19 protein-coding genes are annotated in these 25,903 nt (G+C 32.9%); 9 read left to right on the top strand and 10 right to left on the bottom strand.

All coding sequences use genetic code 11. The features are described from left to right. Window positions 1–21 precede the first annotated feature (21 nt). Entirely contained in the window at window positions 22–1,218 is a 1,197-nt protein-coding gene (locus tag DG435_RS22325) for a serine hydrolase (protein WP_106791959.1), read from the bottom strand. 70 nt (window positions 1,219–1,288) lie between these two features. Continuing rightward, entirely contained in the window at window positions 1,289–3,982 is a 2,694-nt protein-coding gene (locus tag DG435_RS22330) for a DUF5916 domain-containing protein (protein WP_106791958.1), read from the bottom strand. A 281-nt stretch (window positions 3,983–4,263) separates the two neighbouring features. On the opposite strand from DG435_RS22330, the gene rplM reads away from it, so the two are divergent. The 9 genes from rplM (at window position 4,264) to asnS (ending at window position 16,137) form a co-directional block, all read left to right on the top strand. Continuing rightward, entirely contained in the window at window positions 4,264–4,719 is a 456-nt protein-coding gene (gene rplM / locus DG435_RS22335) for a 50S ribosomal protein L13 (protein WP_024772309.1), read from the top strand. Continuing rightward, the gene (rpsI, locus tag DG435_RS22340) at window positions 4,719–5,141 is read left to right on the top strand and encodes a 30S ribosomal protein S9 (RefSeq protein WP_106791957.1); all 423 of its coding nucleotides are present in this window, start codon (window positions 4,719–4,721) and stop codon (window positions 5,139–5,141) included. The genes rplM and rpsI overlap by 1 nt, the downstream gene beginning before the upstream one ends. A gap of 128 nt (window positions 5,142–5,269) precedes the next feature. Continuing rightward, a complete protein-coding gene (gene rpsB, locus DG435_RS22345) occupies window positions 5,270–6,136 on the top strand; it encodes a 30S ribosomal protein S2 (RefSeq protein WP_106791956.1) in 867 nt (288 codons plus the stop codon). Between the two features lie 171 nt (window positions 6,137–6,307). Beyond that, window positions 6,308–7,273 (top strand): translation elongation factor Ts, encoded by a 966-nt coding sequence (tsf, locus tag DG435_RS22350; protein ID WP_106791955.1) that lies wholly within the window; start codon window positions 6,308–6,310, stop codon window positions 7,271–7,273. Window positions 7,274–7,729: 456 nt separating this feature from the next. Then, window positions 7,730–8,437 (top strand): UMP kinase, encoded by a 708-nt coding sequence (gene pyrH, locus DG435_RS22355; protein WP_106791954.1) that lies wholly within the window; start codon window positions 7,730–7,732, stop codon window positions 8,435–8,437. Window positions 8,438–8,483: 46 nt separating this feature from the next. Then, entirely contained in the window at window positions 8,484–9,047 is a 564-nt protein-coding gene (gene frr / locus DG435_RS22360; protein WP_024772304.1) for a ribosome recycling factor, read from the top strand. A gap of 91 nt (window positions 9,048–9,138) precedes the next feature. Then, window positions 9,139–11,580 (top strand): DUF5686 family protein, encoded by a 2,442-nt coding sequence (locus DG435_RS22365; RefSeq protein ID WP_106791953.1) that lies wholly within the window; start codon window positions 9,139–9,141, stop codon window positions 11,578–11,580. An 84-nt stretch (window positions 11,581–11,664) separates the two neighbouring features. Further along, the gene (locus DG435_RS22370; protein WP_106791952.1) at window positions 11,665–14,073 is read left to right on the top strand and encodes an RND family transporter; all 2,409 of its coding nucleotides are present in this window, start codon (window positions 11,665–11,667) and stop codon (window positions 14,071–14,073) included. 621 nt (window positions 14,074–14,694) lie between these two features. Next, window positions 14,695–16,137 carry an asparagine--tRNA ligase gene (gene asnS / locus DG435_RS22375; RefSeq protein WP_024772301.1) on the top strand — a complete coding sequence of 481 codons (1,443 nt, stop codon included), beginning with the start codon at window positions 14,695–14,697 and terminating at the stop codon, window positions 16,135–16,137. 91 nt (window positions 16,138–16,228) lie between these two features. On the opposite strand, the gene DG435_RS22380 is transcribed toward asnS, so the two are convergent. The 8 genes from DG435_RS22380 to katG all read right to left on the bottom strand — a co-directional run bounded on the left by DG435_RS22380 (window position 16,229) and on the right by katG (window position 25,830). Next, the gene (locus DG435_RS22380; RefSeq protein WP_199852651.1) at window positions 16,229–16,987 is read right to left on the bottom strand and encodes a LytTR family DNA-binding domain-containing protein; all 759 of its coding nucleotides are present in this window, start codon (window positions 16,985–16,987) and stop codon (window positions 16,229–16,231) included. After that, window positions 16,968–18,002 carry a histidine kinase gene (locus tag DG435_RS22385; protein ID WP_159025518.1) on the bottom strand — a complete coding sequence of 345 codons (1,035 nt, stop codon included), beginning with the start codon at window positions 18,000–18,002 and terminating at the stop codon, window positions 16,968–16,970. Before DG435_RS22385 ends, DG435_RS22380 begins: the two co-directional genes overlap by 20 nt. A gap of 134 nt (window positions 18,003–18,136) precedes the next feature. Next, the gene (locus tag DG435_RS22390; protein WP_159025517.1) at window positions 18,137–19,138 is read right to left on the bottom strand and encodes a sensor histidine kinase; all 1,002 of its coding nucleotides are present in this window, start codon (window positions 19,136–19,138) and stop codon (window positions 18,137–18,139) included. Between the two features lie 108 nt (window positions 19,139–19,246). Beyond that, window positions 19,247–20,698: a hypothetical protein gene (locus tag DG435_RS22395; RefSeq protein ID WP_106791948.1), complete on the bottom strand. Its 1,452-nt coding sequence runs from the start codon at window positions 20,696–20,698 to the stop codon at window positions 19,247–19,249. A gap of 398 nt (window positions 20,699–21,096) precedes the next feature. Then, entirely contained in the window at window positions 21,097–21,843 is a 747-nt protein-coding gene (locus DG435_RS22400) for a matrixin family metalloprotease (RefSeq protein ID WP_106791947.1), read from the bottom strand. A 596-nt stretch (window positions 21,844–22,439) separates the two neighbouring features. Beyond that, on the bottom strand, window positions 22,440–23,021 hold the full coding sequence (locus DG435_RS22405; protein ID WP_159025516.1) for a hypothetical protein: 582 nt from the start codon (window positions 23,019–23,021) through the stop codon (window positions 22,440–22,442). Continuing rightward, the gene (locus DG435_RS22410) at window positions 23,018–23,485 is read right to left on the bottom strand and encodes an ankyrin repeat domain-containing protein (protein ID WP_106791945.1); all 468 of its coding nucleotides are present in this window, start codon (window positions 23,483–23,485) and stop codon (window positions 23,018–23,020) included. Before DG435_RS22410 ends, DG435_RS22405 begins: the two co-directional genes overlap by 4 nt. 101 nt (window positions 23,486–23,586) lie before the next feature. Then, window positions 23,587–25,830: a catalase/peroxidase HPI gene (katG, locus tag DG435_RS22415; protein ID WP_106791944.1), complete on the bottom strand. Its 2,244-nt coding sequence runs from the start codon at window positions 25,828–25,830 to the stop codon at window positions 23,587–23,589. Window positions 25,831–25,903: the final 73 nt, after the last annotated feature.

Below are 25,903 nucleotides of genomic sequence, written 5' to 3' on the forward strand. Positions count from 1 at the left end.
CAAAACTAAAGATCATTTCACCTATTGATTTTGACCTATTTCTTTATAAAAATCATAATAATTTAAAAAAGTAGGAATCACCGGTCCATTAAATGGATTGGGACCATTAAATAACACACAAACACCAATGTTATTATCTGGATCAATTAACAATTGTGTTTTATATTGATTTACATTACCCCCGTGATACATTACTCTTCTGCCTCTATAATCCAAAACTCGCCAACCTTTTGCATAATATGAATCTGTTACTCCATCCCACAGATTAACATAGGTATCTTCATCACTAGTACAAATAATAGGATTAAAAATATCACTCAAACTTTCTTTTGATATAACATCTGGACGATATCCCAACAACACCTTTAAATACTCTCCCATATCAGAGATTGACGCATTAATTCCTCCTGCAGCAGCTACATTATAATAATTTTTATGAATCTCTGTAACCCTGTATTTGTTTGAATAATGATTATACTTATGTGGTAAAGCTACATTATCATTCTTTTTTATTGCCGAATATGTACTTGATGCTGTACGCATCCCTGCCGGATCAAATACCCTCTCTTTAAGAAGGGTTTCAAACGATTTCTCGGTTTGGTTTTCCATTATTTTTTCAATAACCGAAAATATTGCATTTTGATATTCGTAATCTACGCCCTCTTTGGATACAACTCCTTTTCTTTTAAAATTCCTGATAATTTGTTCTAAAGACCAACCTTTTTGTATAAGCTTGGTATATGTATAGGGATAAAGTCCTGTTGTATGTGATAATAAATGATTTACTTTAAGTCGATCTGCCTGTTCACTATTTCTTAAACTAAATGTTTTTACTGATTCCCTAACTTTTTGATCCCATTGTAATTCATCACGATCTACTAAATTTCCTGCCAAAACTGCCGTCACACCCTTGGATAAACTTGCGATTCTAAAGACTGTATTTACATCTACAGAATCCTGTGTATGAATTTCTTTTACCCCAAAGCCCCTTTTATAAATAACAGCATCACCCTTAACCACCACGACTGCTGCTCCAGGGCATTCTGAAACATTAAAATTAGTAGCAAAAAACTTTTCATAATGTTCTAAAAAGAAAGATATAGAATCCTTTTTTGATACTTCTGGTTTCTCCTCAAATACAACAACTCTTTCTTTAGGTTTTGACGTAGTACAAGCCACTAAAAAAACCAGAGTTAATACAACATAAAAATACTTCATATTACGACATTCTATATTGTCGCAAAATACGTTTAATATTATTTATTGTATAAAAACTTTTTCAGAAACTTTACAATACAAAGCGATATGTTGCTTTAATTAAAAATGTGTTCTCTGGCTGCTGATTCAGAATCTGATTATCCAAACTTTTAAATAGATCATCAGTAGCATTTCCATCTCCGGTAACCCCTTGTGACCATACCAAAAATATTTCGGAACCAGGAATATATTCCCAACGCAACACTAGATTAGAACGAAACTGAACAAATGCAAAATCAGGATTGTCAATAGTATAATCTACATTACCATCTCTATTTTCATCTACAGAATACTCATCATCTGCAAACGAAATCTGATCCTGATCATACCATGTTACACGTTCATTAAGATCTTTTGCAATTGGATTATTAACACTATTGAAATCTGTATACCTCCCTCGAGATATAAACGGTTGTCCATAATACTGAATCGTAAGGTTCGGATTAATACTATAATTTAATCGTATACTCGCACTTAGAGTTTGTTGATCAATGTTAGCGGTTATATATCTCGGTGTACCATTAAAATCAACATCGGTAACATATTGTGTTTTACTACGGCGTCGTACAAATTCTGGATTCACAGACATACTAAACGAATTAAATGGCTGATACCTAAGTCTTAACACGTATCTTTTGAAAGAAAAATTATTCTGCTTCGTCCATGAATTTACATGACCGACAGTAAAATTAAATTTCTTTCTTTGATCTGATCCAAAAAACAACACTCCTATATTTTCTTCAGAGAATCTCCAACGAGGACCACCACGCAGAACTGTATTGGTAAAAATTCGAGGTTTATGAATCATTTCTACCTCGGTCCACCAATTGTTCTTATAATCAATATTTCCTCCTAAAACGTATTCAATACGATTATAGTTACCTTCGAAATCAAATGCTGATGATTGGTTAAATCTAAGATTAGCTCTTCTATAAAATTTGGTAGGTTTTAAAAAGAGGTAACGAAGGTTTGCAAATTGTCTAATATCATCTGCTTGTCGTAAAAAACCGATATCATTTAATTCTAATTCTGGAGAACGCCAATAAATTCCTCCTCCATATCTCCAATTTCCACCTCCGGATTTCCCTCCTCTAAGCTTACCACCAGTTCCGGTAAGTGAAGTACGATTAGGATCTAAGTTTACATGATCTGCATCAATACGCTGAAAAAGATGTGTGAGTGAATTCTGAGTATTTTCGATAGCTTCTTCAGAACCTTCAACATGACTAGCTACAATATTACCTTCTACAAAATACTTTCTATCTTTCCAGTTATGTCTAAAATCTAATCCTGCTGTGTATGCAGATTTCCGAAGAAGATTAAGATTATTTTCTCTTGTTCCTGCTACTTCTGATGTCTCATCTGTATTTGGATCATCCTCATCTATATCAAAAGTGTCTCCAAGATTTCGATTAGTGGCTGTAATAATTCCACCAATAAATGAGTTACGCTGATTAAAGTCCTTCTGTACCCTACCTACCATATAATTGGTTAATGGCTCTACAATAGCTTCTCTTTCATTTCCATTCTCATCTTCAATTTTGGCAATTTCTCTAGAAGTTACACTCTCCAAAATACCAATAGACCATCCATCTTTGGTTTTTCCGCTAAACTTTGCAGCTCCAAGAATTGTGGTATTAGTGGGCTTATCTATAAATTCATTATCAATTCCTGAGATTGAACCTTGCGGGCTTCTTCCAATTCTACGAGAATAAAATAAATTATCCTGATTATTAGCAAAACGGTAATCAAAAATATTTTTATTTTCTACGAAAAAAGGTCGTTGTTCTCTAAAGAAAATCTGAAATCCATCTAATGCAATAGCAGCCGGATCAGCTTCAACTTGCCCAAAATCCGGATTTACAGTTAGATCCAAAGTTAGATCATTTGTGATTCCGATTTTAGCATCCAATCCTCCATTTAATTTAAAATCTTCACCATCTCTAAACGGGTTTCCTTCTTCTTCAGGATACGTATCAAATTGTGTCACTGCGAATGGTTGGATTTCTAATTGTTTTTGCGCTTCGATATTAATCAAACCATGCAACTCTCCAAATTCACTTATAAATCCAGGAGCATCTCTAGGGATTCGTTGCCAAACTGATCGCTCAGCTTTTCGAAAAAACAGTCTGTTTACCTGAAGCCCCCATACCTGTTCTTTGCTTTTACCAAATTTTACCTGGCTTAAAGGTATTTTTATTTCTGCGGTCCACCCTTCATCATCTATATTACTTGCTGCATACCATATTGGATTCCAACTACTATCCCAGTTATCACCATTTCGCGAAACAAACTCATCCCCCTTCACTCCTGCCGCTGTTATAGTAAAAGAAAACGCTGTTCTCTTATCGTGATATGTATCTAAGATAAGTGTAATACGATCCCCAGCAAAACCGTCTCTTCTCGATAGTCTTTTTTCTATTTTATCTGGTTCGGTATCATAACATCGATACGCTACATATAGATATTTCTGATCATATACAATTTTGAATTTAGTCTCTTGACTTGGAGGCGTATTTTCATCAGGCTCATTTTCAATAAAATCACCTGCCCATTCTACCACATCCCAACCAGGTTCATCAATTAAACCATTAATTGTTAATCCTTCGGCATTATTAAGTAGTTTTGTAGTGTAAATTCGTTTTTTAACTGTACCTGTAGAATCTTGTGCAGTAGAAATAATAGGAACCAAAAAGAGTACCAATAAATAGGTATAACATTTCATGATGATTAGAAGTTTGATGATTGATATAACTAAGATGACAGAAATTATTTTAGTTTGTCACACTTTATGTCATTTTTTAGTAAAAAATTAACAGGAGAAGGTGATTATGGAGCATAAAACAAACAAGACAACTTGTTATTACATTAATGTAGCTGAAAACCAATGCATCATACTTTAAAAATAATATCTATTACCTGTTTGCTATATAAATATATAATTGTACATTTGCACCCCTATTTTATATAGGAAAAGGAATGTTTAATTAAGTAAAAATAATTAGTGTGGACACATTAAGTTACAAAACAGTATCTGCCAACAAAGCTACCGTTACAAAAGAATGGTTGCATGTAGATGCTGAGGGACAGACTTTAGGGCGTCTTTCTTCTGTAGTTGCATTACTACTAAGAGGAAAACACAAGCCTAACTTTACCCCACACGTTGATTGCGGTGATAATGTTATCATTACCAATGCCGAGAAAATCAACTTAACAGGAAAAAAGTGGACAGATAAATCGTATATCCGTCACACTGGATACCCTGGAGGGCAAAGAAGTCTTACTGCTCAGGAATTGTATGACAAAAATCCAGAGCGTTTAATTGAAAAAGCGGTAAAAGGAATGTTACCTAAGAACAAATTAGGTGCAGTTTTATTCCGTAATTTAAAGGTATATGCAGGAGCAGATCACAGTCAGGAAGCTCAGCAACCTAAAACTGTTAACTTAAACGAATTTAAGTAATGGAAGTTATTCACAAAATTGGTCGTAGAAAAACGGCTGTAGCCAGAGTATATCTTAAAGAAGGTTCTGGAAAGATCGTGGTAAACAAAAAAGATTTAAATGATTATTTCCCTACTGCTACATTGCAGTACAAAGTAAACCAACCATTGGTTTTAACAGGAAATGATGGAAAATTTGACATCTTGGTAAATGTTTACGGTGGTGGTATCACAGGACAAGCTGAAGCAATACGTTTAGCAATATCAAGAGCAATGTGTACTTTTGATACAGATGAAGCTGAAGAAACAGAAGACGGAAAAGCAACAGGAAACAGAGGTATTCTTAAGCCAGAAGGTTTATTGACCAGAGATCCAAGAATGGTAGAACGTAAGAAATTCGGTCAGAAGAAAGCTCGTAAGAAATTCCAGTTCTCTAAACGTTAATTTATTAAAACAGTATTTGTTGTTACCTCAATTCATGAGGGGTTAGTTTAGCATCTAAATGCACAAGGCCATACAAAAAGTAGTCACTTGAGCATTGCTAATTCAACAGAACGTAAACTATTACAAAAATGGCAAACAATATCGAAGTAAAAGAATTACTTGATGCAGGTGTACACTTTGGTCACCTTACAAGAAGATGGGATCCAAATATGGCACCATATATTTATATGGAGCGTAATGGTATTCACATCATTAACTTATATAAAACTGCTGCAAAAATCGATGAAGCTGGTGAAGCTTTAAAAAAGATAGCAGCGTCCGGCAGAAAAATCCTTTTTGTTGCGACTAAAAAACAAGCTAAAGAAATCGTAGCCGAAAAAGCAAGTAAAGCTAATCAGCCATATATCACAGAAAGATGGCCTGGTGGTATGCTTACTAACTTCGTTACTATTCGTAAAGCAGTCAAAAAAATGGCTTCTATCGATAGAATGAAGAAAGACGGTACCTTTAACACACTATCTAAAAAAGAACGTTTACAAGTAGATCGTTTAAGAGCAAAATTAGAAAAGAACTTAGGTTCTATTTCTGATATGACTCGTCTACCTGGGGCATTATTTGTTGTAGATATTACTCGCGAACATATCGCAGTAAAAGAAGCTCAGAAATTAAACATTCCTATTTTTGCAATGGTTGATACCAACTCTGATCCACGTCAGGTACAGTATGTAATCCCTGCAAATGATGATGCTTCTAAATCTATAGACAAAGTTATGACTTATGTAAGTGATGCTGTTATAGAAGGTTTAAGCGAAAGAAAAGCAACAAAAGAAGCACCTAAAAAAGATGCTCCTAAAAAAGATGCAAAAGCTGAAGCACCGGCAAAAGCCGAAGCTCCTGTAAAAGCTGAAACATCTCCAAAGGTTGAAACACCTGCAAAGGTTGAGGCTACAGTAGAAGCTCCAGCAACTGAAGCTGCAAAGCAAGAGGAAGAATAAACAAATAGATATACAATCTATTAAAATTCGAAGTTAAATTTTTGTCTCTATGATAAAACTTAACTTTAATATAAAATTGATAAGTCGTTTGGTTCTTTACTTTTGCAGTACTAACTAAACGACTTGTTTTTTATACAAACAATACATTTTACACATTAAATATTTAAAGATATGGCAAATATTACAGCAGCCGAAGTAAGTAAATTGCGTAAAGCTACAGGTGCCGGAATGATGGACTGCAAAAAAGCCCTTGTTGAGGCCGAAGGAGATTTTGACAAAGCTATCAAGATCCTGAGAGAAAAAGGACAAAAAATTGCTGATAAAAGAGCAGATAGAGAATCTGCCGAAGGTGCCGTTATTGCAAAAGTTAATGACGCAAAAAACAAAGGAGTAATCGTTTCTCTTAACTGCGAAACTGATTTCGTAGGGAAAAATGATTCTTTTGTTTCTTTAGCACGAGAATTAGCCGAACTAGCACTTAGCACTTCTTCTAAAGAAGAATTTTTAGCTGCAAATTTTAATGGTATGACTGTTCAGGAAAAACTTACTGAGCAAACTGGTGTTATTGGAGAAAAAATCGAAATAGGAGATTTTAAAGTATTAGAAGCTCCTTTTGTAGGATCTTATATCCACGGTAATAAAATTGGTGCTTTAACCGGTTTATCAACCGATATAGATAGTGCAGAGACACTTGCTAAAGATATCTCTATGCAAGTAGCTTCTATGGGAGCAACTACATTGTCTTACAAAGATTTTGATCCAGAATATGTTGCTTCAGAAACTCAAGCAAGAATTGCTGCAATCGAAAAAGAAAATATTGAACTTGGTCGATTAGGGAAAACGTTGAAAAATATTCCTCAATTTATTTCAAGATCTCAATTGACTGATGATGTAATTGCACAAGCAGAAGAAAAATTGAAAGAAGAGCTTAAAGCAGAAGGTAAACCTGAGCAAATCTGGGATAGAATTCTTCCTGGAAAATTAGAAAGATTTATTTCTGATAATACTACACTAGATCAAGAACAATGCCTTCTTGACCAAAATTTCATTAAAGATGAAAAGAAAAGTGTTGCAGATTATGTAAAAACACTTGGTGATGTATCTGTAGTTGCTTTTGAAAGAGTAGCTTTAGGCTAATCCAAAAATCACATAGTATTCAGATTTATCTGAAAAAATAAAAACCGCTTCTATTACAGAAGCGGTTTTTTATTCATCATTTTCAAAATATTTTCTTTCTGGTTCTTAACGTTTATAAGTTTTGAATTTCTCCAAAAACTTTCCCCCAATACAGACTAACTCCCCAATCAGTCTATAATACATCAATACCTATATGGTATTCGTATATTAAAAAAACGTTTTATCTCCTTTCTGAAAATATTTATCATCCCCCAACACCTTTTTTGTTTTCCTTGACGCAAACCTATAACATAATTCAACACCAATCAATACCTTGTACAGGGGAAAACCACCCTTTTTTAAATAGTTTTTAAACTTTAACATTTATACAATTTAACTTAAAAATTCACCTTTATAATCCAAACTATTTTCTAAATTAAGAATATCGCTATATTTGCACCACAGTTAAATCTCATAATGGAATATAAAAGAATATTACTTAAATTATCTGGCGAAGCTCTAATGGGTGATCGTCAATATGGAATTGATCCTAAAAGATTGGCAGAGTATGCCCATGAAATCAAACAAATCACAGAAAAAGGTGTACAAGTTGCTATTGTGATCGGAGGAGGTAATATTTTTAGAGGTGTCGCAGGTGCCAGTAAAGGAATGGATAGGGTTCAAGCAGACCACATGGGTATGCTTGCAACCGTTATTAATGGATTAGCCTTACAGAGTGCTCTTGAAGATGCCGAAATACCTACTCGACTACAGTCTGCAGTAAAGATTAATGAAGTTGCAGAACCGTTTATACGCCGAAGAGCAATGCGTCACCTTGAAAAAGGAAGAGTTGTAATATTTGGTGGAGGAACAGGAAATCCTTATTTCACTACTGATTCTGCCGCTGTACTTAGAGCTATAGAAATTAATGCAGATGTTATTCTAAAAGGCACAAGAGTAGATGGAATATATACCTCTGATCCAGAAAAAAATGCTGATGCAACAAAATTTGATTTCATATCATTTGATGATGTTTTACGTAAAGGTCTGAAAGTTATGGACACAACAGCATTTACATTAAGTCAGGAAAATGAATTACCTATTATAGTCTTTGACATGAATAAAGCTGGAAATTTACTAAGAGTAGTTTCTGGCGAATCCATAGGTACTCAAGTAAACCTTTAATCATATTGGCTTATTTTTTGATTAGTCAGAAGAAAAGAACTAAAACATGAACGAAGAAATAGATTTTATTATAGATTCGACCAAAGAGTCAATGCAAGCAGCAATTACTCATTTAGAAAAAAAATTACTCAATATTAGAGCTGGTAAAGCATCTCCTGCCATGTTAGGTAGCGTTATGGTAGAATACTATGGCTCTCCTACCCCATTAAACCAAGTAGGAAATGTATCCACTCCTGATGCAAGAACTATTACAATTCAACCTTTTGATAAATCTGTAATCCCTGAGATTGAGAAAGGTATTCAGATAGCTAATTTAGGGTTCAATCCAATGAATAATGGCGAAAGCGTTATCATTAGCGTCCCCCCTCTTACAGAAGAACGTCGTAAAGATCTTGCAAAACAAGCAAAAGCTGAGGCAGAAGATTCTAAAGTTGGTATACGTAATGATCGTAAAAATGCCAATAATGAGATTAAAAAATTAGAAAAAGATGGATTGTCAGAAGACTTGGCAAAAAATACAGAAGTAGACATTCAGGCATTAACAGATACATACATTAAAAAAGTTGATGAGATGCTTAGTCATAAAGAAAAAGAAATTATGACAGTTTAACATTTCTAATGTATAGAAATTATAAATAAAGCGTTTTCTAATTAGAAACGCTTTTTTTGTATCTTCGTCATTTTTGAACCTATTTGGTATAATGCAGAACAAATTTTTTTGTTTATTATTTTTTGTACACTTTGTCTTAATTTCTCAAGTTAGTATTAACGGTATTGTCATTGATGAAAGTTCTAATCAACCCTTACCTTTTGCCACTGTAAAAACCAGTAGTTCTTCATACGCTTTAACCTCTGTTAAGGGTGAGTTTGTTATACGATGTAACACCTACCCTGTTAATCTTACCATAAGTTATCTGGGATATCAAACAAAGACTGTTTTAATTACATCCAGAAATTCAGAAAAAATAGAAATACGACTTACTACTAAAGAGGAAAATCTTGAGGCAGTAAGGCTAGATACTCCCGAGAACATTGCAACTCAACTTATTGTAGAAGCAATACGTAGGAAAAACAAAAATAACCCCAAAAAGTTATTACGCAGTTTTAGCTATAAAAGCTATAATAAATTAAAAATCACAGAAGATAATCAGGCTCAATTAAATACTCGAGACACTACTAGTGTCGATATGGAACATCTATTTAATAAAGCTCATTCTTTCCTTTCAGAGAAAATAAGTTTACACCAATTTAGAAAAAATGCTGGCGAAAAAGAAACAGTTTTAGCGACTCGAATGAGTGGTTTTAAAGAGCCTATCTATAATGTACTAGGGATCAAAATACAATCCAACTCTCTTTACAATGAAGATTATACAATTTTTAATAACAAATACATAGGACCATTATCAAACAGAGCTCTTAGAAATTATTATTATAAAGTTCTGGATACTGTACAGGGCAAAAATCCAGCTTTTGTTATTCTTTTTCAACCTCGTAAGTCTAAAAATTATGCGAGTTTAGAAGGCGTACTTTACATAGACACAAAAACATTTGCTATTCAAAAAGCTATTATAGAGCTGCGAGGTGAACTTAATGTGATGGCAACTCATAGTTTTAAATACTTCTCTGAACAAGAAAGCTGGTTTCCAACCAAACAAGATATCGCAATAAGACCAGGGAATGGAAGACAAAAAGTGAGCTTATTTGGTGGACAAATCTCTGTAGGAAGATTAGGCAATGATAAAAAAAGTTTTTCTGGAAATAATGATTTTTTAGTTTCTACAACAGACTTATTTGATATCAAATTAGATACCACTCAAAACATTAAACAAAATCAAGCAGCGATAAGGATAGATCCCGAAGCCAATAACAGACCCGAGTCATATTGGAATCAATATCGTACCAGTGCAATTACAGAAAAAGACCTAAACTCGTTTCATGTTATAGATAGTATTGTAAAAGCACAAAACATAGAACGTAGAATTGATGTTATCCAAAGTTTTAATATTGGATATTACCCTGTAGGTTTTTTCAATTTTGATCTCACTTATCCTATAAAATATAATAATTATGAAGGGTTACGGTTAGGAGTTGGTGGCCTAACAAATACAAAATTCTCTAATCAATTTAGACTAGAGGGGTATTTTGTGTATGGATTTAGAGATTCAAAATCTAAATATGGTATAGGAGGAGGCTTATTGATCAATAAAAAATCAAACTCATGGTTTAATTTTAATTATACCGATGATATTAGAGAAGTAGGTAGTTTTCTCTATCTTACAGATAGAAGGGTATATTCTTTATTCGAGCCACGTTTAGTAAATATAGATTTCTATTACAAACACAGAACATGGAGTGCTAGTTTGCAGCAGCAGATATTTCCTAAACTACTTTCAGAAACTCAATTTTCTATGAGTAATATAAATCAAACGGGAGGGTATCAATATCTAAATGACGGCAATCTATTTTCGGGATATAAAACAGCAGAAGCTACAATTGCATTGAGATGGAGTCCATTTAGTAAATTTCTAAAAACACCTAATAGGTATAAAGAAATTCATGACGGATATCCAAAAATTACAGCACAATACACACAAGGTTTTAAGGGCGTATTTGATAGTAATTTCTCTTACAGTAAAATAGGATTAAAAGCAGAATATATTATTAGTCGTATTAACCAATCTAAAACGAGTATTTTATTTGAAGCAGATATTGCCACTGGGGATATCCCTCTTACACATTTGTACCATGCTTATCCCAATGCACCAACCAAAGAAACAGTACTTCAACGATTTTCTGTAGCTGGCAGAAGAACCTTTGAAACCATGTATTTTGGTGAGTTTTTTAATGATAGATTGACAACATTACAGATTAAACATAGAATTAAACCCGTAAAAGTGACGAATTGGTTTAAACCAGAACTCGTTTTTATAACTCGTTATGCAATCGGAGATGTAAGTAATCTTGAAAATCATCAAGGGGTAATTTTTTCATCTTTGCAACATGGCTATCAAGAATCCGGATTTGAAATCAACAAATTATTTGCTGGCTTTGGGCTTAGTTTTGCATATCGCTATGGGGCCTATCATCTTCCTCGTTTTGAGGATAATATTTCGGGTAAGTTTACTTTTTACCTAAAACTATAGTCATTATACAATAAATCATTTTCTTTTCAGAAATACATAAATAATAATTCCCCAATCCTTACATTTGCAGCAGGAAAATAAAGGATGGCAAAATTATTCAGTTTCGGGTTTTGGAATGCACTGGCTGGAATTATACTTCGTAATAGAGCGATAATATTTCTAGCAATAATAGGAATTACAATTTTTTTAGGTTTTCAGTGGAAAAACATGAAGTTTTCTCACTCAGAGGCTAATCTACTCCCCGATGATCATGAGGTAAATATATTATATCAAAAATTCCTTCAAAAATTTGGAGAAGAAGGCAATCTAATTGTAATGGCTGTCAAAGACAGTACGCTTTTTACTTCTAAAAAACTGAAGGCTTGGAATGATTTTAATAATTCGTTTAAAAAATATGAAGAAATTGATCTGGTTGTTTCTATTGCCGATCTTAAAACTTTAAAAAAAGAAGATAACCCTGCACGATTCGAGTTAATACCTTTTATTAAAGATTCTAGCTATACTGAAAAACAGGTCTCTAAATACGAACACGAGTTATTTAATAAGCTACCATTTTATGAAGGGCTTGTATACAGCAAGAAATCAAAAACTATCCAAAGTGCACTATATCTAAAAAAGGATATTGTAAACACCAAAAAGCGAAAAAAGTTTATTGAAGAAGTTTTACTCCCTGCTGTTCTAGCTTTTGAGAAAGAGTATAACATGGATGTAAAAGTATCTGGTATGCCATATATCAGAACTTTGAATTCTCAAAACATAATGGATGAAATAGAAATCTTCATTCTTGCAGCTTTACTGGTTACTTCATTGATTTTCTTTTTCTTTTTTAGGTCCTTAAGAGCCACTTTTATATCCATGACTGCTGTAATTATTGGAGTAATGTGGGCTTTTGGAATTTTAGGGCTTTTAGAATATGAAATAACCGTACTTACGGCCATTATTCCTCCATTAGTGATTGTAATTGGTATTCCTAATTGTATTTTCTTAATCAACAAATACCAACAAGAAATAAAAAAACATGGAAATAAAGCAAAATCTCTTCAACGGGTAATTACCAAAGTAGGTAATGCTACGTTAATGACTAATGTAACTACCGCTTCAGGATTTGCAACCTTTGCCTTAACCGAAAGTAAATTACTTAAAGAATTTGGTATTGTTGCTTCATTAAATATAATTGCTCTATTTATACTTTGTCTTCTGGTCATCACCATCATTTATAGCTATATGCCTCAACCCAAAGAAAGACACTTAAAACATCTGGGCAAAGGATGGATTGAGAAGTTAATGGATTGGATGGAAAGGATGGTAAAAACCAGAAGGGTAACAATTTACTTTTCTTCTGTCATTATTTTAATCGTTAGTATTATTGGTATTTACACCATAAAAGTTTCTGGAAGTCTATTAGAAGATATGCCAAAATCTGCTGGGTTTTATAAGGATATAGAATTTTTTGAAGAAGAATTTGATGGTGTTATGCCTTTAGAGATATTAGTAGATACTAAGAGAAAACAAGGAGTATTAAAATTACCTACATTAAAACGTATGGAAAAACTTCAGGTACTTCTCGAAGAAACTCCTGAGTTATCAAAACCTATTTCTATTGTTAACCTTGTTAAATACTCTAAACAAGCTTTCTATAATGGAAATCCAAAATATTATCAAATACCGACAAACCAGGAACGAAATTTTATTTTACCATACGCCAAAAGTTTTGAGTCTAAAGTTGGAATAATGAATAGCTATGTGGATTCTACCGGGCAATATGCAAGAATCACTACCTTCATGAAAGATGTAGGGACAGAAGAAATGGAGCGTATAGAAGCTACTCTAAAACCACAGCTAGAGAAAATTTTCCCTAAAGAGAGATACGATGTTTCTTTTACCGGTAAGGCGCTTATTTTTCAGAAAGGAACCAAATACCTGGTATGGAACTTATCTCTTTCTCTGGGGCTTGCAGTAATCTTGATTGCCCTTTTTATGGCCTGGATGTTTCGATCCTGGAAAATGATTGTTATATCACTTATTCCAAATTTATTACCATTACTTATGACTGCCGGTCTTATGGGATATCTTGGAGTACCGATAAAACCTTCTACAATATTAGTTTTTAGCATTGCATTTGGTATTTCTGTAGATGACACCATACATTTCCTTGCAAAATACCGACAAGAATTAAAATCAAATCATTGGAGAATTAGAAAATCTGTTCTTGCTTCATTGCGAGAAACAGGTGTGAGTATGTTTTATACCTCAACCGTTTTATTTTTTGGTTTTTCTGTATTCATGATATCTAGTTTTGGAGGAACCAAGGCGCTTGGAGGTCTGGTATCAACAACCTTATTATTTGCTATGCTGGCAAATCTTTTATTACTTCCTTCTCTATTACTTTCGTTAGAACGAAGTATTGCAAATAAGAAAACTCTTAAAGAGCCTACCTTGAAAATCATTCCTAATGATGAAGAACTTGAAGAAACTCAAGACGAGGAAGAATAAGGAAATAAAGTACTAAGAACACGTAATATCTTCATAAAAAAAGCCCCGCTAGAAACTAGCGGGACTTCTGTAAGATAGATTACCCCAAAACCTATCGAACTAAACTTAACGTAAACACAATCGTCATAATTGCATATGCAAGATACTGCCCCTTTTTATATTTTGAAATACCTAATAGGGGGGAAAAATCCCCTTTTTGCACAAACAACATAAACTTTAACACTATTTAAACAAGTAAAACTCAACAAAACAACATTTAAATTACTGATTAACAGTATTTTAAACATTAAAAAAAACTTTCTTTTTTTACGGTATTTTAGCAAAAAAACTCCGAAAAACATCTGTTTACCAATCAAAAACACACCTATTTACGGTTTTTACGTAGAACAATATTTCCGAAAAACGTCAGATTTTGGTATTTTGATTATACGAAGTTGCAGGTCCAAAAAAGAGCATCAAAATATATTTTGATTACTATGCCTTTTTTGGATTCATAAGATTATGCTTCAATCGGATTAAAAAATTATCTTTGCTACCTCAAAATTCAAACATCTTTGGTTTTACACCTGCCAATTCTATTAGTAGATATAAGATCAAAAACAAATAATATTTAAAAAACAGATGAAACATACTAAAATAATAGAGGTACTACAAAGTGATAAGCTATTACAGCCCGTACTTGTTAAAGGCTGGGTTCGTTCTTTTAGAAATGATCGTTTTATAGCGGTTAATGATGGATCAACTATTAATAATATTCAGTGTGTTTTAGAAGATAATACAATCGACGCTGCTGTGCAAAGCAGGATAAATGTTGGAGCAGCAATTGCAATAACAGGTACTCTTACAGAAAGTCAAGGAAAAGGACAGCGTGTAGAGATCCAGATATCTAATGTAGAAATCGAGGGAGATGCTGATCCCGAAGAATTAAAACTCACTATTTTATCTCCAAAACGGCATACACTAGAAAAATTACGTGAGCAAGCTCACCTAAGAGTTCGCACCAATACCTTTGGAGCTATCATGAGAGTGCGTTCAAAATTATCTTTTGCAATACATGAATATTTTCAAAAGAATGATTTTTACTATGTACATACACCAGTAATTACAAAAAGTGATGCCGAGGGTGCTGGAGAAGCATTTAAGGTAACCAATATGGATCTTAATAAGATTCCGAAAAATGAGAATGGTGAGGTTGATTATAAAGAAGATTTTTTTGGTGGTGAAACAAATTTAACTGTTTCTGGTCAATTAGAAGCTGAGACTTATGCTATGGGATTAGGCCAAGTGTATACTTTTGGTCCTACTTTTAGAGCAGAAAACTCAAATACATCCCGACATCTTGCAGAATTCTGGATGGTAGAACCAGAAGTTGCTTTCTGTGACCTGGATGGCAATATGGATTTGGCAGAAGATTTTATTAAATACGTAATCCAATTTGTTTTGGATAACTGCCAGGATGATCTAGAATTTTTAGAAAATCGTCTGGTACAAGAAGATAAGCAAAAGCCTCAGGCAGAGCGTGCCGAAATGTTATTACGAGATAAGTTAAAGTTTATTTTAGAAAACAATTTTAAACGAGTAAGTTATACCGAAGCCATTGACATTCTTAAAAATTCTAAACCTAACAAGAAGAAGAAATTTAAATTTCCTATTGATGGATGGGGTGCTGATTTACAAAGTGAGCACGAAAGATTTCTTGTCGAAAAGCATTTTAAATGCCCTGTGATTTTATTTGATTATCCAGCAGATATTAAATCGTTCTATATGCGACTTAATGAAGATGGAAAAACGGTAAGAGCTATGGATATCTTATTTCCTGGTATTGGAGAAATAGTAGGTGGTTCTCAACGTGAAGAGCGTTTGGATGTTCTTAAAGAAAAAATGGCTGCTCTTAATATTCCTGAAGAAGAATTATGGTGGTACTTAGATACTCGTCGTTTTGGTACGTGTACACATAGTGGTTTTGGACTTGGGTTTGAGCGTCTTGTTCTTTTTGTAACAGGAATGGGTAATATTCGTGATGTAATCCCTTATCCAAGAACTCCTCTCAATGCAGAGTTTTAATCTTCCTGCTAGTAAAGATTCAAAATATTAGGTTAATTCCTCAACAATAAATTACATTCATTGTTGAGGAATTTTTATAGTATCATGCGTTTTAATTCCCTTCAAACCACTGTTTAAAATCTGTAACTTTTTCCCGGCTTACAATAACTTCTTTATCTATGTTTTGACTTAAGGTAAGCTTTAAACGTCTGTTAGAATACACCAATACATCTTCAATAGCATTGATATTGACGATAAAAGTTCGATTTACTCTAAAAAAACTTTTGGGTTCCAGTAATTCTTCAAGAGTTTCTAATTTATATTCTATCATGTATTTTTTTCGGTTCTCTGCAACAAGATAAGCATCCCGTCCTTCTGCAAAGAAAAAGGAAATATCCTCACTCTTAACAGAATGAATATGATTTCCCAGGCGGACCAAAAATCTATTCTTATATACAGTATTAGTCATACTCTTAACCGCATGGCTAACACTAATCTCTCCCAAAAACTGAGATCGTAATGTTTCTAGTTTTTTCAATGCTTTTGAAAGATCTGTAAACAATACTGGTTTTAGAAGATAGTCTATACTATTTACCTTAAAAGCATCAATTGCAAATTCATCAAAAGCTGTAGTAAAGATTACAGGTTTATTTACCTTAATTTTATTAAAAATCTCAAAACTAAGTCCATCCATAAGCTGAACATCCATAAAAAAAAGATCTACTTCTTCCTGATGTGAATCTATCCAAAGTACCGCTTCTTCTATTGAAGCTAGTTTTCCTATCACCTGGATATCAGAATTATACTTCAACAAGTAACGTTCTAATTTTTCTGCCGCTAAAGGTTCGTCTTCAATTATCGCTACTTTCATCAATAGTAAGTTTTGGTATATAAATTATAGTATAAACATCATCTTTGGTAATAGTAATGGGTATATCTGTATAGAATTGATACATATCCTGAATGTCTTTGATACTATTGCTATCCATAGTATAACTAATCTTTTCCTGATGTGGATATTTTAATAAAACATATTTCGAATCCTCAGTCATCGTCACAACAAGCTCTGTTTCTCTTGAAACAATCGTACTTCTTATGATCTGTTCTGCACAGGATAAAAGGCTCCCAGGAACCACCAAAGTATGTATAGATTCTTCTCTAATAAACTTCGTTTTTCTGTATGGCAAGTATTCAAACAAAAGTAATAATTGATCCAAAACATCAAGTTCTTCATGAATAGGCACTAACTCTTTTGTTGTTTTCGAAAGGATATATCGATATACCGCCGAAAAATGATCTACTAAAAATTCTGCTTTATCAGTATCCTTTTTCATGACCAGTATCAATGATTCCAAAGTTTCAAACATTAGTGTAGGGTTTATTCCTTTTTTAAATTGAATAAAATCCTGTTCTATCCCTTCTTTCAGAGATAGTTCTTTTGTCATTATTTCTGTATTTATTTTATGTAAAAACTGATGACTCAGATATAATGAAAGATATATTATTGTGATAACCGAAAAGATACTATTGAAAATAACAAGTTCTGAACTGTTTGGTGTAAACCCTAGTACTAAATCAAAATATAGAAACATCGATCCAGAAACTAAAAGTATAGAGGTAATTACCGAAATGACAATCTGCAACATAATCTTACCCATCAATGAATTTGGAAATTTTAGTCTTTCAAAAAAGAACAAAGAAATTCTAGAATATTCCTGAATAAGATATGCTAATCCAATACACACATATAACTCCTGTCCAAGAAATTCTTCTTGTAACTGGGTCACATTATTATTAACCAATAAAATAAGCAGATATACCAGAGCACCACTACATAGAGGGCCAATGATTCTAAATATTGGATGATGTATAAACAGCTTATTCACACGCTTTCAATTTTTTAATATTTGTTTCATCCATTTTTTTATCGTTTAAGAGTTCAGATCTGTATTAATACAAATCAGTATAGCATCGTATCACAATCACTTTGGGTTGACACTAACATTCTCAGGTATTTTTTTCATAAAACAATAGGAAGTTTTACGGTAAACTGTTCATCATCTATTACCTCGATAGTCTTATTAAATATTAGGTCATACCTTAATTTAATATTGCCTAACCCTATTTTAAAAGAATCCACTCCTTTAGGTTTTACTGTCTTATTATTTGATACACTAATATTATGAGTATCACAGGTAATAACTATTTTTAATACTTCAGAAGAAGTCATTTGATTATGTTTTACAGCATTCTCTATCAACATTTGAAGTGCTAGTGGTGGGATTTTACTTTTTAATACCCAATCTGGTAATGTAATTTCTAAATTAATACGATCATTAAATCGTGTACGCAATAAAAAGTGGTAAGAATTCACAAATCGTAATTCTTCTTCGACAGTTAACCATTTACTTTCGTATTTGTTTAAAATATATTGATAGGATTTAGCAAGTTCTCGAATAAATAATTCTGCTTTTTTTACATCACTAAACAACAAAGAAGATATTGTGTTTACACTATTAAACAAAAAGTGAGGGCTTAATTGTGATTTTAGTGCTGTTAATTGTAATTCGGTTTGTTTTCGTTCTAATTGTAATGCTATTATTTGGCCTTTTGCATATTGATAATAAGAATGTATTGCAAAATAGATGATCGTATAGACCAGAGAAGCAAAAAATATAAGAATGACAAGTTTTAATAATATTTCGCTATAATCTTCGATAAAAGAAATCTGTGCATTTTTTATAAAAGCATACCCATATAAAACAATACTTATGAATATAAAGGAAATGATCGTATTGGATAACACTCCTATTAAAAGGCGAAATCCCGTATATTTTTTCCAGGAAATAAATTTGTTAAATATTTCATTGAAGACCGTATTGATATAGGCTATAGTAATTCCCAAAAGCCCAGATAGCCATAATAGCTTCGTATTATCCTCTTCTTGGGTAAACCCCAAAAAACTATACGTAAGCATTCCCAGAATAAATCCTACTAAAATGATAGTGAAATACTTTTTCACGATTGATGATGGTTGGTATATATAATGATCTATACGATACTTCATCCTACCAAAATAGTCAATAATACAGATATATAAAAGACCATTGGCAGGATGAAATATGTATTGTTATTTTAATGCACGAAGAGCTCTTCCGAAATATGTTTCTGATGAAATATTTTTACAAGCGTTACGGTACGCTTCTTTTACATTATCTCCGGATTTATTAACTGATGGAGCAAAAGCCACTAGAGTTTCTGATAAATAATGATCTGAACTTATTTGACCTGTTGCATTTTGAAGTACATCCATAAGTTGCATGCTACTAAGGTTTTTTCTTGCTAATTTTATTAAAGCCACAGAAGCATAATGATCAGAACTAACACTGGATAATGCTCGAATAAAGACATCCATATTCTCGCCATCCAAACCTTGTCTATCTACAACCTTGGTCAGAACTTCTACCAAATAATGATCAGATCCAACAGAATTTCCTGCAAGTGAAAGTAATTCACCTAATTCATTACTATTTAATTTCTTATCCAATAGTCTAGAAAGAACTGTAGTAATATAATGATCAGATTGAATATCTTCTAGTGTGGACAAAAAAGAATTGTAATTACCTTTAGAAAGCCCTGGAAGCTCTAGTGCTTTATTTAATACCTGTGCTTTGTAATGATCTGACCCAATTTGCTTAGAGTTTTCGATTAAAAGATTAAGGTTCGTAGCATTTAGTTCTCGTTTCTTCATTACATTCATAAGCACCTGGGACATATAATGATCAGAATCAATTCCTGTTGTTATCTTAAATAGTTTACCTATTTGATCATCAGAGAGGTTACCATCTTCAATAGCAGTATTTAATACTACAGTAGCATAGTGATCTGATCCAATACTTTTTGTTGCTTCTATATAAGCAGATATTAGCGCATTCGAGGCAAAAAAGTTTTGTTGTTTATATCTTAATAGCTCAGCTAGGTAGTGATCTGATTTTATTTCTTTTCCTGCTAATCTTAATAACGATTCCATCTCTTGAGGAGATAGATTTTTTTCTAATATTAATTTTAAATAGGCAGATTTTACATGGTCGCTTTCAAAAGATCTGATTTCATTAAATACCATATTGGCACCGCCCTGATTATAAAGTCGATCTACTCTACCTTTTGCTCCTAAAGTTGTCGTTTTTACAATTTCTGGCAAAATCTCACCAAGCCATTTCTTACCTTCAGAGTTGAAATCTTTTCTAGAAGAACCAACAAAATACTTTTTATTAAGCTTTCCATTACCTTCGGATTCGATTACAATCCGGCGCTTACTACCAAAAGCAGATTTTTTTATTTCAAGATAACCACCATCAGAAATAGCAATTATATCTTTATCATCATTTGATAATGTGATCTCTCCTTCATAATTAATCGAGAAATTATCAAACATGCCATTTTGAACCTTAATAGTGGTTTTACCTTTATTATAATTTACGGCATAGGATTGGGCATTAACATTTGATATAAAGAGTAGAGAAGCGATTAGCAGTGCAACCTTAAACAGGTTTGCGACAATAATTCTTGATATTAGATTCATAACTGTTCGTTTTTTGATTAATTGATTGATTGATTTTATTAATGCAAAGGTGGAACACTATGTCGTATATAAAAAACTAAATGAATTGAACTGTACTGCTAATGTATTGAACTGTACATTAGTTTTTTCTGTTTTTAAAAATTCTGTTTTTTCTTAAATCAATTTTATTACCAGCACTTTACCACTATCAAAAAATGGTAATTATTTTTAAGGATGATTACCCCTTCTGCATGCTGTAGGGAAGTAGTTACTAAAAAATTTACAGGTTTATTTATGTATGGTCCGAGTATAAGAATTTACTGTAGTATAGGTTACAAAGAAAATACTTTACTATATATAATTTGATATCGGCAACATATTTTATATTTCATTATAATCAAATTATGAATTAGCTCATCTTAATTTTTCAAGTTAATTTGATCAATTCTTTTCTTTATTTTCTTTTCTTGAGTTTCATTAAAATTATGTCTGGAATCCTTATTTACAGTATTCATAATATTTTCTGATTCGTGACTATGAAATAAACCTAAAGCATGACCTATTTCATGTGGAGCAGTTGAAGTAAATAAGTTTTCATCTGTTATCAATACTCTTTGATCTCTCCCGATTCCTGCAATACCAAGGATATTACACCTTTTAACAATATATATGTTTACTTTACTTTTATCATAAGATTCTCGAGATTGCATCAAAAATGTACTAGGTTCTGAACCTTCATTATCTCTAAGATCATAAAGTTCTTCATTAATTAAACTTTTAGACTCCCCTAACTCTAATCCTATTCCAAATCTGTGAAAATATTCTCCATTCAAATAATTTATAAACTCTTTTTCGTCAAGAGTATATGATGATTTATCTAAAGTTTCTGAAGATTCTACATAAATAATATTAACTTTTATAATCTTCTCTGGGGCTGCAAATTCTGGTTCTACACCCACAGAATCAAGATCATCACTAGCACTACAAGATAATAAGAGTGGGATTGATACTATAAAAAGGAATCGTTGATATAGTATTTTAAATGTATCCTTAGCATTATTTTTATTAACTGAAGTCTTAAGAAAGAAGTTATTGAAAAAATTCTTGATTTGAAATATACTATTAAATATAGTACTGTCTAGTGTAGGCTTAGTAGTTTTCGTCATTGTTTTTAAGATTTGGGATACCTCCGGGGTAATAGAAGTATTGGTATTTTAAAAGAGGGATCTTTTCTTTGATCTTTAATCTTTTAAACCGTGTTAAACATTCTTCTGGGGCAATAGAAGATTATTTTACATTTTGACGAATTTATTTTTACTCTTGAACTGATATGATTTTTCGTAATCAATTCATTATAAAGGTAGTATAGATTATCAATATCCGAATACGGGAAAAACGTAATATGTTTACGTAATCACCAAAACACCATGTATTTCGGCGATAAATAGGTGTTTTCATTGAAATTTTAACATTTTTTTACTCAAAAATGAAGGTTAAATACTACAAATGTTAACGTAAAACAAGTAATTTTAGGGGGTTTTTTCCCCTGTTCATGACCTTGATATTTAAAAGATTATCCCAATATTGTGGTTTTTCCTATAGCTAAACCTTAAAATCTGACATGCTGCTATCAATTTAGCTATAGAAATAAGAAAATAAAAGATGTATGCTTTTTATCAATTGTGTACATATTCATAGTATTGAATGGAGTATTAATATGTAAAAAATGTACAATTAGGATAACTTAGATTCTAAAGTTGAATTAATTAGAATGCTTTTTTAATAAAATTTCAGAAATTAAGTTTTCAATAATACTTTTATCAAAATCAGGTTTCTGAGCTTTGTTTTTTGCTTTTTTTATCTTTTCGTAATGTGGTATTTTACCAGTCTTCAAGAGTACTTTAAGCACTTCTTCAAAAAAACTATTTAAAATGGGAATCACAAATGTGCTCGATTTGTTTTTTTCCTTGAGATGAATAAACTTTTTGGCGTACGCCAAAAAGATTTGGGGATATTGAGAGAATGTAATTAGTGCTTGGCAAAAACTTTGATATACTTCTTCTCTATTTTGATTATTTTTAAATTTAAGTTTTTTGTGATCTATTTGAGTAAGTGTATATAATAAGATGCTTTCTCTAATAAATGTACTATAGTCATTATTAGAAAAATAATATACCTCCATTCCTATATTAGTATTTATCACTAATACCTCATTTCCGATACTTTCTTTTAAGAAAGATTCAAAAATAGCTACCATAGTAGAGGACATTAACAATTGCCTTTTAAAATCAATAGATCTAATATTTACCGATTTTATGCTTTTTATATCGTCATTCTTGTTCACTGAGTAAGCTTAAATAATTCGGAAATCTCTAAACCTTGATTTTTTGCATGCATTTCTGCTGTAAATCCACGGTTATCTCTAGGAGAAATATCTGCTCCAGATTCTATAAGTAATTTAATAATTTCTTTTTGACCAAAAGTCGCTGCATAGATTAGTGCAGTAGCTTCATTACTATTTTTTTGATTTACATCTGCTCCAGATTCTATAAGTAATTTCGCAATATTGTAATGTCCTTTATAACAAACTCCCATTAATGTTGTATTTCCAGAGCCATCTTTTATATCGATATCCGGAGAGCATTTTAGAATTTCTTTAGTTATATCTTCAAGACCATAATAAGATGCTAATAACAAGGGAGTAAAACCTCTGGAGTCTTTTGAGTTCACAACTTCAGGATTACTGTTTAAAAGCGTTTTTACTCCTTCTAGTTCTTCAGATCGAATGAAATTAAAAATATCTTTCATAATGTATTATGTATCTATTAATTATGATTAAAATAACAGGTGATCTGGCAACAAACCACCTGTTGTTTTAATCTCCTTATAATGTATTACTATTATTATGTTTAATCGAATCGATCAAGATCCATAACTTTACACCAAGCTGCAACAAAATGATCTACAAACTTCTTCTTAGAATCTTCACAGGCATAAACCTCGGCAAGAGCACGTAATTCAGAATTAGAACCAAATATGAGGTCTGCTCGAGTACCTGTCCATTTTACTTCTCCCGTAGTACGATCACATCCTTCAAATACTTCCTGAGCATCTGAAGTTGCTTTCCAAGTGGTCCCTAAATCAAGTAAGTTGATAAAGAAGTCATTCGTAAGCACCTCAGGACGCTGAGTAAAAACTCCATGTTGGGATTGATCAAAATTCGTATTCAATACTCGAAGACCTCCTATAAGTACAGTCATCTCAGGCACAGTTAATGTTAATAATTGAGCTCTGTCTACCAACATTTCTTCTGCAGATATAGAAGACTTTGTTTTCTTATAGTTACGAAATCCATCGGCAACAGGTTCTAGAGCAGAGAAGGATTCCACATCGGTTTGTTCTTGTAGCGCATCGGCTCTCCCAGGTGAAAAAGGTACTGTAACCTTATGTCCTGCATTGGTTGCTGCCTCTTCTACTCCAGCAGCTCCTCCTAAGACTATCAAATCTGCTAATGAAATTTTCTTGTCTCCAGATTTTGAGCCATTAAATTCTTGTTGAATACTTTCTAAGGTTTTTAATACATTGGCTAACTGAGTTGGATTATTCACTTCCCAATTCTTTTGTGGTGTAAGGCTAATACGTGCACCATTTGCACCACCACGCTTATCAGAACCACGGAATGTGGATGCTGAGGCCCAGGCAGTGGATACTAATTGAGAAACTGACAGTCCCGAAGAAAGTATTTTGCTTTTTAGACTGGCAATATCTTGATCATCTATTAATGTATCGGCAACTTTTGGGATCGGGTCTTGCCAAATCAACTCTTCTTTAGGCACTTCTGGGCCAAGATATCTTGCAATAGGTCCCATATCACGATGTGTTAACTTATACCATGCTCGAGCAAATGCATCTGCAAACTCATCAGGATTTTCATAAAAACGTCTAGAAATTTTCTCATAGGCAGGATCCATTCGTAAAGCTAGGTCTGTGGTGAGCATAATTGGCGCATGACGTTTAGAAGAGTCATGTGCATCTGGTACGCTATCGGCACCAGCTCCATGTTTTGGAATCCATTGATGTGCCCCTGCAGGGCTCTTGGTCAACTCCCATTCGTAGCCAAATAAATTCCAAAAGAAGTTATTACTCCATTTTGTAGGAGTACTGGTCCATGCTCCTTCTAATCCACTGGATATAGTATCTCCTGCATTACCGCTTCCAAAGTTATTTTTCCACCCCAAATTTTGTTCCTCAATACCTGCTGCTGCAGGCTCTCTCTCTACATACTTATCAGGATCGGCTGCTCCATGAGTTTTACCAAATGTATGTCCACCAGCAATAAGAGCAACTGTTTCTTCATCGTTCATCGCCATACGACCAAAAGTTTCACGAATATCATGAGCCGAAGCAATTGGATCAGGATTTCCATTTGGTCCTTCGGGATTTACATAGATCAATCCCATTTGAACAGCTCCCAGAGGATTCTCTAACTCTCGGTCACCTGTGTAACGTTTATCACCTAACCACTCGGTCTCGGCTCCCCAATAAATATCTTGTTCAGATTCCCAAACATCTTCACGTCCTCCGCCAAAACCAAAAGTCTTGAAACCCATAGATTCTAAAGCACAATTACCTGCAAGAATCATAAGGTCAGCCCAGGAAATTTTCTTACCATATTTCTGTTTAATTGGCCATAATAACAAACGTGCTTTATCCAGATTAACATTATCTGGCCAACTGTTTAATGGTGCAAAACGCTGAGTTCCTGAACCAGCCCCCCCCCTACCATCAGCAATTCGATAAGTACCAGCACTATGCCATGCCATACGAACAAAAAGAGGGCCATAATGACCATAATCGGCAGGCCACCACTCTTGAGAATCGGTCATAAGCTCAAAAAGATCTTTCTTTATTGCCTTAAGATCAAGAGTTTTGAACTCTTTACTGTAACTAAATTCTTCCCCCATAGGGTTTGATGATAAAGAATGTTGACGAAGAATATTTAAGTTCAATTGATTCGGCCACCAATCACGATTAGAAGTTCCTGTACCTGCACCTTGTTTAAGTGTACCATTCATAAAAGGACACTCACCTTCACCATTAACATGATGATTTGAACCATGAGATTCTGCACTCTTGAGGTTTTTATTTTCCATTTGCTGTAGATTTTATTAGATGATTATTTGTTCTTATGCTCTTTCAAATTTATGATAAAAAAATATTATTGTT

It is taken from the genome of Aquimarina sp. Aq78 (assembly GCF_900299525.1).
In the GTDB taxonomy this organism is placed as follows: domain Bacteria; phylum Bacteroidota; class Bacteroidia; order Flavobacteriales; family Flavobacteriaceae; genus Aquimarina.

What these genes read in the sequence shown, in the direction of transcription:
- DG435_RS22325 (WP_106791959.1), bottom strand. Translation starts at nt 1,218, where the DNA reads ATGAAGTATTTTTATGTTGTATTAACTCTGGTTTTTTTAGTGGCTTGT.
- DG435_RS22330 (WP_106791958.1), bottom strand. Translation starts at nt 3,982, where the DNA reads ATGAAATGTTATACCTATTTATTGGTACTCTTTTTGGTTCCTATTATT.
- rpsI (WP_106791957.1), top strand. Translation starts at nt 4,719, where the DNA reads ATGGAAGTTATTCACAAAATTGGTCGTAGAAAAACGGCTGTAGCCAGA.
- rpsB (WP_106791956.1), top strand. Translation starts at nt 5,270, where the DNA reads ATGGCAAACAATATCGAAGTAAAAGAATTACTTGATGCAGGTGTACAC.
- tsf (WP_106791955.1), top strand. Translation starts at nt 6,308, where the DNA reads ATGGCAAATATTACAGCAGCCGAAGTAAGTAAATTGCGTAAAGCTACA.
- pyrH (WP_106791954.1), top strand. Translation starts at nt 7,730, where the DNA reads ATGGAATATAAAAGAATATTACTTAAATTATCTGGCGAAGCTCTAATG.
- frr (WP_024772304.1), top strand. Translation starts at nt 8,484, where the DNA reads ATGAACGAAGAAATAGATTTTATTATAGATTCGACCAAAGAGTCAATG.
- DG435_RS22365 (WP_106791953.1), top strand. Translation starts at nt 9,139, where the DNA reads ATGCAGAACAAATTTTTTTGTTTATTATTTTTTGTACACTTTGTCTTA.
- DG435_RS22370 (WP_106791952.1), top strand. Translation starts at nt 11,665, where the DNA reads ATGGCAAAATTATTCAGTTTCGGGTTTTGGAATGCACTGGCTGGAATT.
- asnS (WP_024772301.1), top strand. Translation starts at nt 14,695, where the DNA reads ATGAAACATACTAAAATAATAGAGGTACTACAAAGTGATAAGCTATTA.
- DG435_RS22380 (WP_199852651.1), bottom strand. Translation starts at nt 16,987, where the DNA reads ATGAAAGTAGCGATAATTGAAGACGAACCTTTAGCGGCAGAAAAATTA.
- DG435_RS22395 (WP_106791948.1), bottom strand. Translation starts at nt 20,698, where the DNA reads ATGAATCTAATATCAAGAATTATTGTCGCAAACCTGTTTAAGGTTGCA.
- DG435_RS22400 (WP_106791947.1), bottom strand. Translation starts at nt 21,843, where the DNA reads ATGACGAAAACTACTAAGCCTACACTAGACAGTACTATATTTAATAGT.
- DG435_RS22410 (WP_106791945.1), bottom strand. Translation starts at nt 23,485, where the DNA reads ATGAAAGATATTTTTAATTTCATTCGATCTGAAGAACTAGAAGGAGTA.
- katG (WP_106791944.1), bottom strand. Translation starts at nt 25,830, where the DNA reads ATGGAAAATAAAAACCTCAAGAGTGCAGAATCTCATGGTTCAAATCAT.